General features: G+C 43.1%; 13 protein-coding genes. 7 read left to right on the top strand and 6 right to left on the bottom strand.

All coding sequences use genetic code 11. The features are described from left to right. Nucleotides 1-42: 42 nt before the first annotated feature. The gene (locus JMX07_RS04885) at nucleotides 43-321 is read right to left on the bottom strand and encodes a hypothetical protein (protein ID WP_201606669.1); all 279 of its coding nucleotides are present in this window, start codon (nucleotides 319-321) and stop codon (nucleotides 43-45) included. Nucleotides 322-506: 185 nt separating this feature from the next. Next, nucleotides 507-905, bottom strand: a complete 399-nt coding sequence (gene tnpA / locus JMX07_RS04880) for an IS200/IS605 family transposase (protein WP_058025812.1) — start codon at nucleotides 903-905, stop codon at nucleotides 507-509. A gap of 74 nt (nucleotides 906-979) precedes the next feature. Between tnpA and JMX07_RS04875 the strand changes: the two genes are divergently transcribed. Further along, the gene (locus JMX07_RS04875) at nucleotides 980-2,287 is read left to right on the top strand and encodes an RNA-guided endonuclease InsQ/TnpB family protein (protein ID WP_201606668.1); all 1,308 of its coding nucleotides are present in this window, start codon (nucleotides 980-982) and stop codon (nucleotides 2,285-2,287) included. Between the two features lie 111 nt (nucleotides 2,288-2,398). Here JMX07_RS04875 and JMX07_RS13570 read toward each other — a convergent pair whose 3' ends face one another. Next, nucleotides 2,399-2,560: a hypothetical protein gene (locus JMX07_RS13570; RefSeq protein ID WP_227511550.1), complete on the bottom strand. Its 162-nt coding sequence runs from the start codon at nucleotides 2,558-2,560 to the stop codon at nucleotides 2,399-2,401. A gap of 362 nt (nucleotides 2,561-2,922) precedes the next feature. On the opposite strand from JMX07_RS13570, the gene JMX07_RS04865 reads away from it, so the two are divergent. The 3 genes from JMX07_RS04865 (at nucleotide 2,923) to JMX07_RS04855 (ending at nucleotide 6,530) form a co-directional block, all read left to right on the top strand. Further along, a complete protein-coding gene (locus JMX07_RS04865; RefSeq protein ID WP_201606667.1) occupies nucleotides 2,923-3,645 on the top strand; it encodes a heavy metal response regulator transcription factor in 723 nt (240 codons plus the stop codon). A gap of 1 nt (nucleotide 3,646) precedes the next feature. Beyond that, the gene (locus JMX07_RS04860) at nucleotides 3,647-5,194 is read left to right on the top strand and encodes an ATP-binding protein (RefSeq protein WP_201606723.1); all 1,548 of its coding nucleotides are present in this window, start codon (nucleotides 3,647-3,649) and stop codon (nucleotides 5,192-5,194) included. 208 nt (nucleotides 5,195-5,402) lie between these two features. After that, a complete protein-coding gene (locus tag JMX07_RS04855) occupies nucleotides 5,403-6,530 on the top strand; it encodes a M14-type cytosolic carboxypeptidase (protein ID WP_201606666.1) in 1,128 nt (375 codons plus the stop codon). Nucleotides 6,531-6,596: 66 nt separating this feature from the next. Here the strand turns inward: JMX07_RS04855 and JMX07_RS04850 are convergent, their stop codons facing one another. Next, nucleotides 6,597-7,562: an EamA family transporter gene (locus tag JMX07_RS04850; protein ID WP_201606664.1), complete on the bottom strand. Its 966-nt coding sequence runs from the start codon at nucleotides 7,560-7,562 to the stop codon at nucleotides 6,597-6,599. A 139-nt stretch (nucleotides 7,563-7,701) separates the two neighbouring features. Next, nucleotides 7,702-9,081 carry a PLP-dependent aminotransferase family protein gene (locus JMX07_RS04845; protein WP_201606663.1) on the bottom strand — a complete coding sequence of 460 codons (1,380 nt, stop codon included), beginning with the start codon at nucleotides 9,079-9,081 and terminating at the stop codon, nucleotides 7,702-7,704. A gap of 265 nt (nucleotides 9,082-9,346) precedes the next feature. On the opposite strand from JMX07_RS04845, the gene JMX07_RS04840 reads away from it, so the two are divergent. Next, nucleotides 9,347-10,528, top strand: coding sequence for an MFS transporter (locus tag JMX07_RS04840; protein ID WP_201606662.1), 1,182 nt, complete (start codon nucleotides 9,347-9,349; stop codon nucleotides 10,526-10,528). 259 nt (nucleotides 10,529-10,787) lie between these two features. Further along, nucleotides 10,788-12,005, top strand: a complete 1,218-nt coding sequence (locus tag JMX07_RS04835) for an acetamidase/formamidase family protein (protein ID WP_201606661.1) — start codon at nucleotides 10,788-10,790, stop codon at nucleotides 12,003-12,005. Between the two features lie 133 nt (nucleotides 12,006-12,138). On the opposite strand, the gene ampC is transcribed toward JMX07_RS04835, so the two are convergent. Beyond that, on the bottom strand, nucleotides 12,139-13,314 hold the full coding sequence (gene ampC / locus JMX07_RS04830; protein ID WP_057760078.1) for a class C beta-lactamase: 1,176 nt from the start codon (nucleotides 13,312-13,314) through the stop codon (nucleotides 12,139-12,141). Between the two features lie 426 nt (nucleotides 13,315-13,740). On the opposite strand from ampC, the gene JMX07_RS04825 reads away from it, so the two are divergent. Further along, on the top strand, nucleotides 13,741-16,098 hold the full coding sequence (locus JMX07_RS04825) for an ATP-binding protein (protein WP_201606659.1): 2,358 nt from the start codon (nucleotides 13,741-13,743) through the stop codon (nucleotides 16,096-16,098). Nucleotides 16,099-16,106: the final 8 nt, after the last annotated feature.

Below are 16,106 nucleotides of genomic sequence, written 5' to 3'. Positions count from 1 at the left end.
TTATATTGAACTGACTATAGTATTGAACTTATAAATTGATATTTAAGAGTCGCTATCGCTGCTCACACAGTGCTTTTGGTACATCGCTTTCATTTTGCTCATGTTAGCCATCATGGCTTTCATAGCAGGATCATTCATATCCATTTTGCTATGATCCATTTTTTGCATCATCTGCATATGCTTTTGCATTTTCTCACAGTTCATTTGGTCTTTTTTAGCATGCATTTTTGGATCGTGTGCCAACGCAGAGGTTGAAACGACTAAGGCTATAGCAGTTGCTACGATTGATTTAGACAGTGGCGTTGATTTGAATAATGACATGGTAAATCCTTATTTGATTTGGTATGTAGTCGAAAAGACTTTAAGATATTAAGTTACTTTAAAGCATACTTTAGTGATTCTGACAGAGAGATGACGGTAAGATTACAACTCTGTCATCCTACTATCAAAAAAACGAAAGAGGACTCCACCTGACATTAGGGTGGAGGTGAATTTCGCATCACTGGTTAGCCTCGCTGGTTCTGAATATATTGCTTAATAATATCTAATGCCGCACCGCCACAAGAGCTTGCAAAGTAGGAGCGTGACCAAAGCACAGGCTTGGAATAAGCTGCTCTTAAATCAATGAAATCACCCCTCATTCGTCTACTTGTGACTGACTTCAAGTTATTAACCAATTTGCTTAATTGCACCGTTGGCGGGTACTGGATAAGCATGTGGATATGATCTGTCTCACCGTTACATTCTTTCAACTCAGCATCAAAACTTTTACATACCTCAGCAGCACACTCACTGAAATAATCATGATGCAGCTCACCTAAAACTTTTTTTCGGTACTTAGTGATAAAAACCAAATGAACGTGGAGGTTAAAGGTAGCATGGCGGTTTTTATATACCTCACTCATTGCAATAAATATCCTTAAATGCTAGTATTATAAGCATAATATCAAATACACACTCATTAATAAATAACGCATTTATGAAAATCAACAAAGCGTATAAATTTAGGCTTGAGCCTAATGCGGAGCAGGAGATTGTTCTAAATAATCTTGTCGGCTCTGCACGTTTTGTTTGGAATCAAATGCTAGCGATCTCATTTGAGATGTTTGCTAAAGATGAGTTTATCAATGCCACGAACCTTGTTAATAAAATCATGGATCTAAAGAGCAACCCTGATTTCGAGTTCTTAAAAACCAGCTCAAACGCTGTATCTTTACAACAAAAAGTACGTGATCTGGCATCGGCTTGGTCGCGTTTCTTTGATCCTAAAGTACATGCCAGATTGAAAGAAAATAAAAAGAAACCTCGCAAACCCAAGTTCTTTAAACTGGCTGATGGCACAGAAATCCAGCTACGCCCGTTGATGCCAAAATTTAAGCGCAAATCAGATGGGCGTGACTCAATTCGCTTGGTTCAGTTTGACAAATACTGCCGTGTTGAGGGCAATCGAGTAAAACTACCGAATGGCGTGGGCTTGGTGAAGTTTAGAAAATCGCAAGACATCATCGGCACGGTTAAAAATGTCACCATTAGCAAGAAATCGGGGCACTGGTATGTGTCGTTTGGCACAGAGCGCGAACTGGATGAGAACCCACGCCATCCTGCCACAAGCGCCATTGGCTTGGACGTGGGCATCAGCAAACTACTCACCACCTCAAACGGTGAATATATTAAACCTAAGAATAGCTTTAAAGCCAATCAACTCAAACTTGCCAAGCTGCAACGAGGGCTAGCAAAGAAAGTAAAATTCAGTGAGAACTGGAAAAAGCAAAACCGCAAGATTCAAAAACTCCACAGCCACATTGCCAATATCAGACATGACTACTTGCATAAAATCACCACCAGCATCAGCAAAAGCCACGCCATGATTGCTTGTGAAGATTTAAAAGTCGCCAATATGTCAAAATCAGCCAGTGGTACGGTGGAGAACAAAGGTCATCATGTCAAAGCCAAATCAGGATTAAATAAATCCATCCTAGATCAAGGCTGGGGCATGATGGTCAATATGCTTGAGTACAAGCAACAATGGCGCGGTGGGTTACTGATTAAGGTAAACCCACGATACACTAGCCAAACCTGCTCTGAATGCCATCATATCGCTGTCGATAACAGACAAACTCAGTCAAAATTTGAGTGCGTCAAATGTAGGTATGTTGCGAACGCTGATTTTAATGCGGCTCGTAACATATTAGCGGCAGGACATGCCGTTTTGTCTGCGGAGGGAGGATGCAGTAAAGGTCGCCCGTTGAAACAGAAAATAAGCGACCTTCGTGAGAAAGTCGCCTAAGAGCATCTGCTTTTAGAATCCCCCACTTGAGCTTCGCGAAAGTGGTGGGAGTGTGTCAATTATGGTTTTTAATGTTGTCAATAATCCTTTAGTATGACATCAGAGCTGATGTTACTTATCGCTACCATATTTATTGATAAAGTATTTTTCAGACTGTAGATGTTGATCTTTGTGTTCAATCTCACAAGCCACCCTCGCATCGATATAGCTTTTCATTTGTGAATTTGAGAGCTGAGCATCGTTATGATCCAAGTTTTTTGCAAACTCAGTCACAGCATCGCAGTTATTGATGATTGAGGTGCTTAGATCAGTCGTATGCGCATTGGCAGTGGTAGTACCAATAAGTACAGAGACTGATAGCAGTACTGCTTTTTTTGAATGAGCCGTGAATTTTCATATAAAACCTCTTTTGTAAGTTGTTTACATTGATTACCGATAAAAATAATTCATCGTAGCTAAGTATTGGATAGTAGCTAGGCATTGGAAACGAGCACCTATGTACCGTTTATATAGATTAGCAAAATAAAACTGACAGTCTGATTACGAGCACATGACATCTTTGTCAGTTACCCATCAATGTTGTCACCTGTGCTGGTTAGAACGTTAAACAATCATGACCGTATTGAGGAATCACAATGAAAGTACTGCTGGTAGAAGATGAATTGAAGCTTGGCGAGTATATAAAAAAAGGCTTAACCGAAGCTGGGTTTATCGTGGATCATCAGCTAACAGGATTAGATGGATATCATGCATTGATGACGGAAGAATTTAGCGTGATACTGATAGATGTGATGCTACCTGACGTTAGTGGTTTTGAGCTGGTGCGTAATTACCGAGCGGCTGGCAAGCATACGCCCGTGCTATTTCTAACCGCAAAAGATGACTTAAGTGACAAGATAAAGGGGATTGAGATTGGTGGTGATGATTATTTGACCAAACCTTTCGCCTTTGCAGAATTGATCGTTAGGATGAAAAGCTTATTACGACGTGCCAATCAAGCCGACTATCAAAGTACGATTATGCAAATAGCGGATCTCAAGATGGACATTGGCAAGCGTACGGTGCATAGAGGAGATAAGCCTATTAAGCTCACGGCAAAAGAGTTTTCCTTACTACAGTTTTTATTAGAGCGTCGCGGTGAAGTGCTTCCACGCTCAATCATCGCCTCCCAAGTATGGGATATGAACTTTGAAAATGATACCAATGTGATTGATGTGGCGATAAGGCGTCTGCGTATAAAAATAGACGATGATCATGACGCAAAGCTGATTCATACGGTGCGCGGGATGGGCTATCGGTTAGAAGCTGTCGATACAGCGCTTGATAGCAAACCATCTCACGAAGCTGGCAATGTCTAATATGAAATATAGGTTTGATAATCGGCGCTTGCCACTATTATGGCGTACTGTGCTATTGCTCACGATATTTGTTGTTATATCGCAGGTTATTATTTATATATGGATACAGCGTTCTGTTAAAGGCCATTTTGAGCAAATGGACGCTGAGATTATGACCCATGCGGCTTTTAACCTACGTAAACGAGTGATAGAACCTAGTAGCCCTATAACTTCTCAAACCCTACCTAGCTCTCAAAATCTATTGAATAGTCAACAGCCGCTAAGAGCGGCACCTGACGTAATGCCTGATGGAGATACTTCTACCGCAGTGATATCAGAGGAAGCTGATCATCAGCATTCTTCTTGGCTAGATTACGATCTAAAAACCATTATCGCTAATAAAGAAGGGCAGATACTGTCTAGTACCCCCAATAACTTTGCTCAAGAGCTAGGGGAAAGGTTTAATCTGTCATCACTGAAACAAGATAATGATAAGCAACAGTTTGTGATGAATATCAATAGCCGATACTATCGAGCAATGGTCATTGAAGACGACAAAATGCTCGCGCTTATCGCACTGCCTATAGATGTGCATCATCAGTATTTATTACAGTTCAATCGTCAGCTTAGTATGATTTTGTTCGCGATTACCTTGTTACTCGTCTCAGTAGCGGCGTTGAGTGTGTACTGGGGTTTTGCACCTTTGGCGACCATCGTCCAAAAGATGAAAACAATGAATCCTGACAGATTGGATGACAGAGTCACGGTCAGCGATATGCCGTTAGAGCTGCGACCACTAGCAGAATCTTACAATTCGATGATGGCCAAGCTTGAAAGTAATTTTGAATCATTGTCACGGTTTTCAGACAATATCGCCCATGAGCTGCGCACTCCAATAGCGACACTCAGCACGCAAACGCAAGTCATGTTAAATAAACCAAGAGCGGGCGATGAATATATTGAGCAGCTACATCATCAGCATGACACGTTAGAGCAGCTGTCAGCCATGATAAATAATATGCTACTGCTGGCAAAAACCCAAAAAGGATTGAGTGACTCGCAAATCAGTCACGTGGATACGGACAGCTTAATCACCAAGCTCGTTGATTACTATGAAATGATTGCAGAAGACCGAGGTATCGCTATTGAAACCAAAGGTGAGTTCAGCGCTGTTTTAGGAGATAAAAGTTTATTACAAAGGCTCTTTGCTAATCTGATATCGAATGCGATTTATTATGCTGCTCAAGATAGCGTTATAACCATTAGGGCAGATAGAGTAATCTCAGATGAGATAGTGGGCACAATGATAACCAGCCTCCAACAATCAAAACAGGCCGTTCTACGAATCACCATCACCAACCAAGTAGATGAGCCATTGGCACAAAGTGAAGCAGATAAGTTGTTTGAGCGCTTCTATCGACATCACAAGACAATAGATCGCCATACAGGAACAGGTTTGGGGCTATCTATCGTACAGTCTATCGTTGGGGCGCATAATGGTAACGTCAGTATTACTATAAAAGACGATGATTACTTTCAAGTAAGTGTCGAGTTATTGGCGGACGTTTAATCTTTTAGTAGTCAACGATAGATATTCAATCTGAATAGATAGATTTGGCAAGTGATTGCCTTGAAAACGAGCTGGTAATGACCAAGTAAATGTATGTCTAGTGCCCAATATAAAGCTAGAGATTATTAAAAGGCAATAGGTAAAATAGTAAGTCGATAACGAACATAATACTTAAAACACAATCATAAAAACCAATTAGGGAATGACTATGCATATCACGGCTAATTTTGATGCAGGCAACATCGACATTATTAATGCAGATGACAAAAAAGACATTCAATTAGCGATTCGCCCAGATGTTGGTGGCGAGTTCTTTCAGTGGTTTAACTTTCGTCTGTCAGGTCAAATAGGGGAGCAGTATGTTCTCAACATTTTGAATGCAGGAGAGGCGTCTTATCTGGAGGGTTGGGAGAACTACCAAGCGGTGGCTTCTTATGATCGTCAGCATTGGTTCCGTCTGCCAACGTCTTATAAAGATGGCAAGTTGACCATCGTGGCAGAGTTAGAATGCGAAACCATTCAGATTGCTTATTTTGCGCCTTACAGCTATGAGCGTCATCAAGATTTATTGGCCGCCGTGCAAGTGCATCCGCTAGTGACGTTAGAGCATCTAGGCGAAACCCTTGATAAACGTGACTTGACCCTAGTCAAAATAGGTGACGGTGCTGCTCACAAGCGCAACATATGGATTACTGCTCGTCAGCATCCAGGTGAGACGATGGCTGAATGGCTGATCGAGGGTTTGTTGTATAGCTTGTTAGATAGCGATAATGCGACTGGCAAACAGTTGTTAGACAAGGCAAACTTTTATATTGTTCCCAATATGAACCCTGATGGCAGTGTACGTGGACACTTGCGTACTAATGCTGTCGGAACCAACTTAAATCGTGAATGGCAAAGTCCAAGCTTAGACAAAAGCCCTGAAGTATTTCATGTGATTAATAAAATGGAAGCGACAGGCGTGGATCTATTTTACGATGTGCATGGCGATGAAGCATTGCCGTATGTATTCCTAGCTGGGTCACAAGGGACGCCAAGCTATAGTGACCGTCTTGCTGGTCTGCGTGATAGATTTTCAGAAGTATTAAAGTTAGCCAGTGCTGATTTTCAGTCTGAGATTGGCTATGAGATCGATGCGCCGGGTGCTGCCAATATGACCGTTGCCACCAATTGGGTAGCAGAGCGTTTTGATTGCCTCGCTAATACGTTAGAGATGCCATTCAAAGACAATGATAATCTGCCCGATGAAGAGATGGGTTGGTCACCCGAGCGTTCTATCAAATTAGGCGAAGCATCACTGGTAGCAATGCTAGCTGTCGTGGATGATTTACGATAACTATAGAAAAAAAGCTGCAGAAAATAAAAAGCTGCTATTGATGGCCAAGTGTTTTAGTGGTCATCGTTAGCAGCTTCTTTTCATTTTCACATTCGCCAATAATAGTCCTGATAAGATCAACATCATGGCCAGCATTTTCCACCACGTCACTACTTCTCCTGTGAGTAGTACTGAGGTCACCATACCGAATACGGGCACCAATAGTGCAAACGGCATAACTTTGGAGGCGGTATTTTGACTGAGTAAGTGTGCCCACAGACCAAAGCCAATTAAGGTTGAGATATAGACGATAAACCCAAGTGAGAGCCAAGACTTGAGTGATGCTTTAGTAAACGTCGCCATCTGCCATGCATCAGTCTCAAATGTAAGAGAAGATATCGTCAACATCACGCAAGCAATGAGACCGCCCCAGACTACCAGCGCTAGCGCAGACAAAGCAGAGGCTTTATTTTTTCCAGTGCTAGGTTTGACAACAGATCCCCTTGTTTCTTGCTGCGTCTCTTGTAGGGCAGCTTTCTCTGACGCTTTTTCTGAGGCCTGTTTTGATGCTTGCTTGGATGCAATATTGCCAAAGCTCCAACCGATGGCCGCAATCAAAATACAGATGAACCCTGCCAAAGGCATATCACCGCCAAGGTTTAACGCAATCACGCTGAGTCCTAGTACACCGACCAACATACCGACGATTTGCATACGGCTGACTGCTTCACCCAATATAAAGTACGCTAGCAATACCGTGATAAAAATCTGAATTTGTAGCAGTAGTGCCGTCAGCCCCGGGGATGAACCCAGATGCATCGCCGTGAATACAAAGGCGTACTGCATGACAAATGTACCGATGGCATAAATAAACAAGGTACGGTTAAATTTAGGCGACTTTAGAAACAATACCAGTGGTACAGCAGTAAAGAAAAAACGCAGGGCGGTAAGCATCAATGGCGGAAAGCTCTCAAGACCCCACGCAATAAAGGTAAAATTTACGCCCCAGATAAAGGTAACCAGTACAGCCAATGCAGTATATATAGGGGACATATGAGCTATCCTAGAGAAATAGTATCCGTTGCCGGGAGTGGTTAGATTTGATTGTGTTTGGCTGATATTTAGGCTTAGAATTATAGTCGAAAGGTTACTATATAATAAGACGGTACTAGCACTATAAATTTTTGATTGATCAGTCTAACGATTGAGCCAATACCTCGAAAACTTTTGAATGACTCATCTGCGCCACATTGAACCGCATAAAGTTCTCAGCATTGTCCGATTGGCTAAAAACATTGCCAGGCGCCAATACCACACCTTTGGATAAACAGCGATTGGCCAATTCGGTCGCATTATTATTCTCAGGTAATCGGCACCATAGGAACATACCTGCTTGTGGGAGCAGCCACGGTACGATGCCTAATTTGGCCAATCGTAGTAGCGTATGAGTACGCGCGCTTGCCAGCCGAGTATGGATATCATTCATATGCTTACGGTAGCCGCTATCAGTCAATGCTGAGAACACAACCGCCGCTGCTAACTGACTGCCACCAAAGCCAGTCGCTATCTTTAAATCTACCAAACTCTCAACCCATTCTGTAGGCGCTGCAATATAACCACAGCGTAGGGATGCGGATAACGTTTTAGAAAAACTGCCGATATAGAATACGCGTGATAACCCATCCAAAGCCGCCAATCTCGCCGCAGGCTTGACTTCAAAATCTGCAAAAATATCGTCTTCGATAATGTACAAACCAGCAGTCTGAGCCAACTGTAATACACGGTATGCCGTAGCAGGTGATAACGTTGCGCCCGTAGGATTATGAATGGCAGCATTGGTGATGTATAGGCGCGGCTTATGCTCATCTAAAATCGCTGCAAAGGCATCTACATCTGGCCCATTTGGCGTATAAGGGACGCCTACTACTTTAACCCGATGGGCAAGCAGCTGTGCTCGAAAGTTAAAATAACAAGGATCATCGACGATTACCGTGTCACCTGGTGTCAGCAAAAATCGAAAAATCAAATCTATCGCTTGAGTGCCGGAATCCGTCAATATAACCTGTGACGGTTCTGCATTGATACTTAATCCTGCCATACGCCGCGTGAGTAGTTGACGCAATGCTAACAGTCCTAGCGGCGTTGCATACTCACTGATAATAGACGCATCAGCCTTGGCCACATTTCGCAGACCACGGCGCATACCTGCTTCAAACAGCCAGTCCGCTGGTAACCAGCCGCAGCCTGGCTTTAATGCACCATCGGGCGGCTCCAGCGATTGCCGCGATACCCACAATGGATCTACCACTCGATCAATTTTTGGTGCTATATCTGTCAATGATAGCGGCGCTGTCGTCTCTGCCACATAAAACCCTGCACCAGGACGGGAGTAGATGATTCCCTCAGTTTGCAGGCGCTCATAGGCTTCAACCACGGTCGATGGTGAGAATCCATAATCTTTGGCAGCGGCACGGACAGACGGTAGTCGCGACTCTGGCATGTAGATAACGGTTGCTATTTTCTCTTTTACGTCAGCCATGACAACTTCGATGCGTGTTAGCTTCTTATTCATATTTTTTACAATTTTTGGTAAGGCGGATTTTTTGAAGGTTTTATCTTAAGGTTATAGCTAGGACAATATATGGGTAGGATATCCCAACTGTATGGGTTTTATAGACCAAACAGTTCTGTCTAATTGTACTGTATTGTATATAGATAACCTACTGTACTTTTGTTTTAATCATTGGACGTAAACGATGTAGAGGTTAGTGTCATTCTACTGTGAATCACACTAACCTCAGTCAATTCAACGATTATTATTCAAAAAGCAGCGATATATGACCACTAAAAAATATAATAAATATCTGGCCTTTGCCTTATGTGTGATAACGACAAGCGTCAATATCCAAGGGCCGCTTTATGCCGTTTATGCGCACAATGATGGCTATGGCGTGCTAGCAACTACGATAGCGTTTTCCTTTTATGTATTGGGTGTCATACCTGTATTGTTAGCTTTTGGCGGATTATCTGATCGCATCGGACGGCGCAAGGTGATTTTAATCTCTCTAGCCCTATCGGTAGCAGCGACGGCTCTTATGTTGTTTTATCCATATACGCGCGCGTTAGCAATAGCGCGATTCGTACTGGGTGTGGGAACGGCTCTGATGGCTGCTACGGCGACGGCCTATATGATTGAGCTGCTCGGCTCAACAGATACGATGCGTGCGACAGCGTGGGTGACGGCCAGTACAACGATAGGTTTTGGTCTTGGCCCTGTATTGACGACGGTTTCTTTGATGTTTTATGAAACTGATCAACCAGCCAGTTTTTTCTTACTGCTAGCGAGCGAGATATTCGCTATGTTTTTGTTATATCAATTACCAGAGACGGCACCTAAACGCACTAATTTTCCCACCTCTATGCTACGGCTACCTTATTTTAATCGTGAGGTCATCTGGTATGGCAGCGGTATCTTGATCTGTTGGGCGACGACCGGATTGGTGTTGTCAGTTATTCCCTCAGTACTGGCCACGCATGGACTGGCTAAATATGCAGGGGTATCCTCTATGTTAGCCATCAGTTGTGGATTGATCGTTCAGCCAATCGTCCGAAAGCTTGACCCTCAAGTTTCAAGCAAGCTAGGTCTTCTGATCTTACTACCAGCTTATGCTTTATTGGCTTGGGGGACGTTGAATGCCAATCTACCAGTCATTCTTTTGGCGGCATTTTTGGCCAGTACTAGTTGCTATGGCTTTGTCTATCTAGGAGGTATGCTAGGAGTCGCACGCTCGGCTGGCAATGAGCAGGCACGTGCGAGTGCAGGCTATTTCTTAATGGCTTATATAGGGCTTAGTGTACCCGTCATCTTTACTGGTTTGATTGTGGATCGGTATGGTGCTGCTACTGCGTTCTACGCCTTTGGTGTGTTTTCATTAGTTGGTGTGATTGTCTTATTTGCCAGTCAACCTATATTGAGAATTGGACGTCGTTCGAACGCCAATTTGCATAGCGTGACTTAGAATAAAATTGATAATGCAGTTTTCTATCCATCATCTTTTCATTCAATACCTTTTAATTTAATACCTCTGCATGCAATGTCTATGCTCTAAAATAACGCTCTTTTTTTGCTGGGGCACCACGATAAAGCAAACAATTGTATCAATATAGTGCTTTTATCCCTAACTTTAGTAGAAAACACCGTTTTGCCCATGGCATAGAACTTGCCCTTTATACAGGTATGACAATATTGTCATGTTTTAACTAAAGAGGGTATGTTCTATGTTCAAAAAAACCATTCTTTCACTGTTTATTCTAAGCGCGTTTGGTATATCAGTATCCCAAGCAGAAGACTTTACGGTTCTTAAGCAAATAGCAGATAAACCTACTCAGTTGAGTAGTGGTGAATACAAAGGCAATTACTACGTACCTTCTACTTTGGACACCATAACATGGGGATATTTGCCAAACAGAGACGCCAGTCCCGTTATGTCTGTTGCCTCTGGTAGTATGGTGACTTTTGATACCGTCTCACATGAAGGTTTGCTCGAAGATCAGGGCCGTGATGCAGAAAAATACTTTAAGTCAAAAGGGGTCAAAGACGACTTTATTTTAGATGAAGCAAAAACAATAACAAAATCAAAATTAAAACATGACTTTGATAAAGATGGTCCACATATCGTGACAGGCCCTATCGAAATCAAAGGGGCGCAACCAGGCGATATCCTAAAAGTAGAAGTCATCAACGTTGAACCGCGCGTGCCGTATGGTGTCATCTCTAACCGCCATGGCAAAGGCGCATTGGCAGGCGAGTTTCCCAAAAAAGCAAAACAAGACAACGCGTCTGCCGCTCACCCTGAGCGCTACGGCAATGTCTCCGTATTTACGCCTATCGAAAAAAATGCCAAAGGTGAATACGAAGGTATCCTAAAAACAGATTCTGGTAAGTCTATACGTTTTCCACTCAGTCCCTTTATGGGTCTAATGGGTGTCGCAGCAAACACCTCAGAGCGAGTGCATTCAGTTCCACCTGCTATGTATGGTGGCAATATTGATATCAATGAATTGGGTGCAGGGGCGACGGTTTATTATCCGGTACAAGTGGCAGGTGCACTGTTTTATACAGGTGACAGTCACTTTGCCCAAGGCGATGGCGAGGTTGCATTGACTGCCCTTGAAGCATCTGCTCGCGCCACTTTTAAGTTTACACTGCTAAAAGCAGGTAAGGATAAGATTCCGGGTAAAGAGATTGTGCAACCTTTGGCAGAGAATGCTGAATTTTGGATCACGCCAGGACTAGATGAAGATTTGGATGAAGCGATGAAGAAGTCTACTCGTGAAGCGATTCGTTTCTTAAATCAAGAGTATGGTATTGATGAGGCAATCGCTTATGCTTACCTAAGTGCAGCGACAGATTTTGAAGTATCGCAAGTCGTGGATAAGACCAAAGGTATCCATGCCAAAATTCGTAAAGCAGATTTCAAAGAGTTTGAAAAATAGTAAGAACTAACACTCTCAAGTTTAGAAAAAAAGTCCTTTATACTGATATAAAGGACTTTTTTTACATTCATTATATTGGTTTAAAAAAGGTGAATATCACTAGAGACACAGCAACGTTCTGTTTTCTTCTACTTCAATTAGCCATCGCACTTTGCAGGATGGTGTAAGCCGCTTTGACCCTCTCTGCGTTGGGGTAGTTCTTATTTGCCAAAATGACAATACCAGATTTTTTTGCGGGAATATAAGCGATATATCCACCGAAACCATTGGTAGCGCCTGTCTTGTTCACCCATACATCGTTTAAAACAGGTGTCGGCTGATTGTTCGCTATGATGGGCTGTGGCTTGAGTACCACATCCGTTGAATTACCTTCAAGCAGTGTGTCTAGCTGAGTGGGGAATGGATACATCTCCCACGCCAATCCCTGTGTAACAGTGCTCGCTTGATAGTATCCCTTTCTAGTGTTTTGCAATGACTGTTGAATATTTTTATCCAAAGGGATTAACCCCATGTTAGCCGCCATGTAATGGGTCATATCCGCGCTGGTTGATTTAATACCATAAGCTTCGGCGTCCAAAATCCCAGGGTTAACTCTTATCGGCTCTCCAGCAGCGTTATAACCAAACGCATAATCGTCCATTTTGTCGTTAGGAACATTGACAAAGGTACTAGGCATATTGAGTAAGGGCAGTATTTTATCTTCCATCACCTGTGTGTAATCCGCGCCCATACTCAAGGCTGATATATGGCCGAATAGTCCTATACTGGCGTTAGAGTATAGACGTTTTGAGTTGATAGGGAAGGCAGGTTGCCACGACTTATAGTAGCGGAACAATTCCTTATTGTTTTTGACATCGTTAGGTACTTGAAGTGGTAGACCACCTGCCGAATAGGTGGCTAGGTTGATAAGCTTGGTGTTACCAATGGCGCTGTCTTGTAGATAAGGAATGTATTTATCAGCGGTATCCTCCAAGTCGAGTGTGCCATTGAGTTCGGAGTAACTGGCCAAAGTCGCGGCAAAGGTCTTACTGATAGAGCCCAACTCAAAGATAGTGTTTTCTGAAACAGCCTTGCCAGATTGTTTGTCAGCCAAACCGTAGTTATAAAAAGACGACTTTCCATCGACAATAATACCAAATGCCATACCTGGAATATCATGTGCTTTCATTAGCGACTTGGCTTGTGCATCTACTGTGCTTTTCAGATGACTGTCGCTGTCTGCTGCTTGCACTTGTCCAGATATCAATAAGGCGGCAACGACAGCAGTCAGACCAACTCGGCTAAAAAGTGTTCGCACTGATTTTTTCATGATTATATTACTTGTCCGTTTTGTTAGAAGTAGCGGAGGTCTATTCCTTTACTATGAATGTTTAAACGTATTTATCTCTCATTTATTGAGGAATTGTCGTGTGCGCGACAAACTTCTAAGCGCTGTTATGAAATTATAGTCTACAGGCAAGGGATGTCGTCAATGATAAACCTTAACTTATCACTAAATAAATTAATCAGGGATGAATGATGAATAGTAATCAAAATGCTTATGGTATTGTCTGCGCTGTTTTTTTTGTTGTGTTTAAAATGAGGATAAACCCTAAAAACACGACTTTTGTCATTATCTTGTCATAACCGCATCGTATCCTTGAGCTCACTATGAATGGTGGCTGCGTATGGCTGATGTCTTGACTTATTGTATGAGTCATTGATAACAGTAGGCGCATCAATACAAGGTTTGTTTATGAGTGTGGCTAATCGGCTTGGTAGTATTTCCACGCGCATGCTGATTATTTTGGCATTGGCTTTTTCATTGATTATTCTGATGGTGTACTGGGTTATTGAAACCCAAGCGAAGCCGCGCCTACTAGAGATGACTTCAGAAACAGTGGTTGAAACGGGTAATGAAGCAATCAATAGCATCATGGCGAGTATCAGCCATGTCGATGGATTGGCAAAGGCGACCAGTACGATGGCTGGTGGCTTGCCAAAAGAAGACGTTCTTTATAAAGAAACCTTTGGCAATCTCATGCAGCAGACGGACCTGCGAATCGTGGGCGGAGGTGTATGGTTTGACCCCAATATGTATGAGCAAGGTCGAGAGCGTCAGTCGTTTGTGTGGGCGCGTGATGATGCAGGCAACATGCAACCATCAGAACGCTATAATCAAGTGAGCCAAACACCCAATCCTTATTATCGAAATTGGTGGTACATTCCAGCGATGTATGCACGTCATGACCACTGTGTCTGGAGCCGTGCGTATGTGGATCCCGTGAGCAATCAGCCGATGATGACTTGTGCCAAGTCGTTATATGACAGTCGTAACCAAGCTTTTGATGGCGTGGTGAGTTTTAATTTGTTATTGGATAATCTCGATGATGCCATGCAAAAATGGCAAGATAAGGTAGGTGGTTACGTCTTTTTGGTAGACCTGGACAATCGGTTTTTGACCTTTCCTGATCAGTCGATGGTCACTCAAGTGACGGAAGATAATCCTCAGGGCGAAATGGTAACCGCACATCAATTGGCCAAGAAAAACCCTAGCTTTGCACCTATTGCTGATCGCCTAGATAGTATCAATCGCACACTGATCGATGAAGCGACTGCCAAAGATGAAGGCCGTTTCACGCTCGCCGCCCGTAGTATTTTGAGCACGACCAATTTGGACAAAATCAGCGAACAAGAATCCCAATTACTCTCCGCATTATTGCTGTTGAACATCGATCAGACGTTTAACTTAGTCGGCAGTCATTTGGTCGATACCATCGCTGTGCCCAATGATTTTGTGTTACAGCAGTCTGCCACCGCTTTTGTGTTTCGTATGCCATTTACGTATTGGAAGATGGTCATCGTTAAGCCTGATAATGACATGATGAGCGTGGCAGATGCACTGTCAAACCAGCTGATTCAAGCCATGCTATTGGGGTTTATTCCGATTTTATTACTGACTGCATGGGTATTTCGTCGCTACTTTACGCGTCCATTGAAGCACATGGCAATGGCCGTGGCTGATATGGGTACATTGATTGAGCAAAAACAATATCAAAAATTAAGTGTGCATAAATTGCCACACTCAAATGTCAGTGAAATCCAAGTCATCAGTGAGCAGACCAATCAACTGATTGATCGTGTCGTCGAAAACGAAGGCGCGCTTGCTGAAATAAATGTCCATCTAGAGAGCCAAGTGACCGCCCGTACGAAAGATTTGCAGCAAGCCATGGACGAATTAAAAGCCTCACAAGTGCATCTGGTACGCTCCGAAAAAATGGCCACACTCGGTCAGATGGTGGCAGGCGTGGCGCACGAGGTCAATACGCCTCTTGGCTATGTGCGTAGCAATATGGAGCTGGTCGGTGATAACTTCATGCGTTTTGATGAGCTGATACAGCATACCGATCAATTATTGCATGCGTTAAAAGAACCAGAGGCTGACCAAGCACAAGTGACTCAATTGATAGAGGAGACCTTGCAGTGTTGCGAGGCAATTAAAGAAGATGAAGTCAGGGAGGATTTGACAGATTTGATCAAAGACGGCCTGTATGGCGTCGATCAGATTGCGGAGTTGGTCGTGAGTTTGCGTGATTTCTCTCGAATTGACGAATCCAAGGTAAAAGAGGTCGATATCAATGACTGTATCAACACGTCTTTGGTGATGGCACGTAATAATCTAAAAACTCTAGATGTCAGCACCAGTCTGGCTGAGCTACCATTGATTCAATGCAATCCTTCGCAAATCAACCAAGTATTACTCAATCTATTTAATAATGCCGCCCAAGCCATGCCAATGGATCATAAAGGGGCATTACAGATCCTCTCGTCTGTTGATGAGTCGCGACAATACGTGGCAATCAGCATTACAGATAATGGTGTTGGTATCAAAGAGAGTATTTTAACGCAGATCTTTGAGCCTTTTTTCACCACCAAAAAAGCCGGTGATGGCACGGGGTTGGGATTGGCTATCACAGCACAAATTATCGAACAACATAGCGGTCGCATCGAGGTCAGCTCAATCGTTGGCACTGGAACGACGTTTACCATCCTGCTGCCGATACAGTCTATCGCTCATAAAGCCAAACCTTCGCAGGCCTTATTTGAAAGTTGAGAGACTTC

This window comes from Psychrobacter immobilis (assembly GCF_904846235.1).
Taxonomy (GTDB): domain Bacteria; phylum Pseudomonadota; class Gammaproteobacteria; order Pseudomonadales; family Moraxellaceae; genus Psychrobacter; species Psychrobacter immobilis_C.
Note: the sequence above shows the minus strand (reverse complement) of the source record. Positions and strands in the feature narration are given on the sequence as shown.

What these genes read in the sequence shown, in the direction of transcription:
- JMX07_RS04885 (WP_201606669.1), bottom strand. Translation starts at nt 321, where the DNA reads ATGTCATTATTCAAATCAACGCCACTGTCTAAATCAATCGTAGCAACT.
- tnpA (WP_058025812.1), bottom strand. Translation starts at nt 905, where the DNA reads ATGAGTGAGGTATATAAAAACCGCCATGCTACCTTTAACCTCCACGTT.
- JMX07_RS04875 (WP_201606668.1), top strand. Translation starts at nt 980, where the DNA reads ATGAAAATCAACAAAGCGTATAAATTTAGGCTTGAGCCTAATGCGGAG.
- JMX07_RS04865 (WP_201606667.1), top strand. Translation starts at nt 2,923, where the DNA reads ATGAAAGTACTGCTGGTAGAAGATGAATTGAAGCTTGGCGAGTATATA.
- JMX07_RS04860 (WP_201606723.1), top strand. Translation starts at nt 3,647, where the DNA reads ATGAAATATAGGTTTGATAATCGGCGCTTGCCACTATTATGGCGTACT.
- JMX07_RS04855 (WP_201606666.1), top strand. Translation starts at nt 5,403, where the DNA reads ATGCATATCACGGCTAATTTTGATGCAGGCAACATCGACATTATTAAT.
- JMX07_RS04850 (WP_201606664.1), bottom strand. Translation starts at nt 7,562, where the DNA reads ATGTCCCCTATATATACTGCATTGGCTGTACTGGTTACCTTTATCTGG.
- JMX07_RS04845 (WP_201606663.1), bottom strand. Translation starts at nt 9,081, where the DNA reads ATGAATAAGAAGCTAACACGCATCGAAGTTGTCATGGCTGACGTAAAA.
- JMX07_RS04840 (WP_201606662.1), top strand. Translation starts at nt 9,347, where the DNA reads ATGACCACTAAAAAATATAATAAATATCTGGCCTTTGCCTTATGTGTG.
- JMX07_RS04835 (WP_201606661.1), top strand. Translation starts at nt 10,788, where the DNA reads ATGTTCAAAAAAACCATTCTTTCACTGTTTATTCTAAGCGCGTTTGGT.
- ampC (WP_057760078.1), bottom strand. Translation starts at nt 13,314, where the DNA reads ATGAAAAAATCAGTGCGAACACTTTTTAGCCGAGTTGGTCTGACTGCT.
- JMX07_RS04825 (WP_201606659.1), top strand. Translation starts at nt 13,741, where the DNA reads ATGAGTGTGGCTAATCGGCTTGGTAGTATTTCCACGCGCATGCTGATT.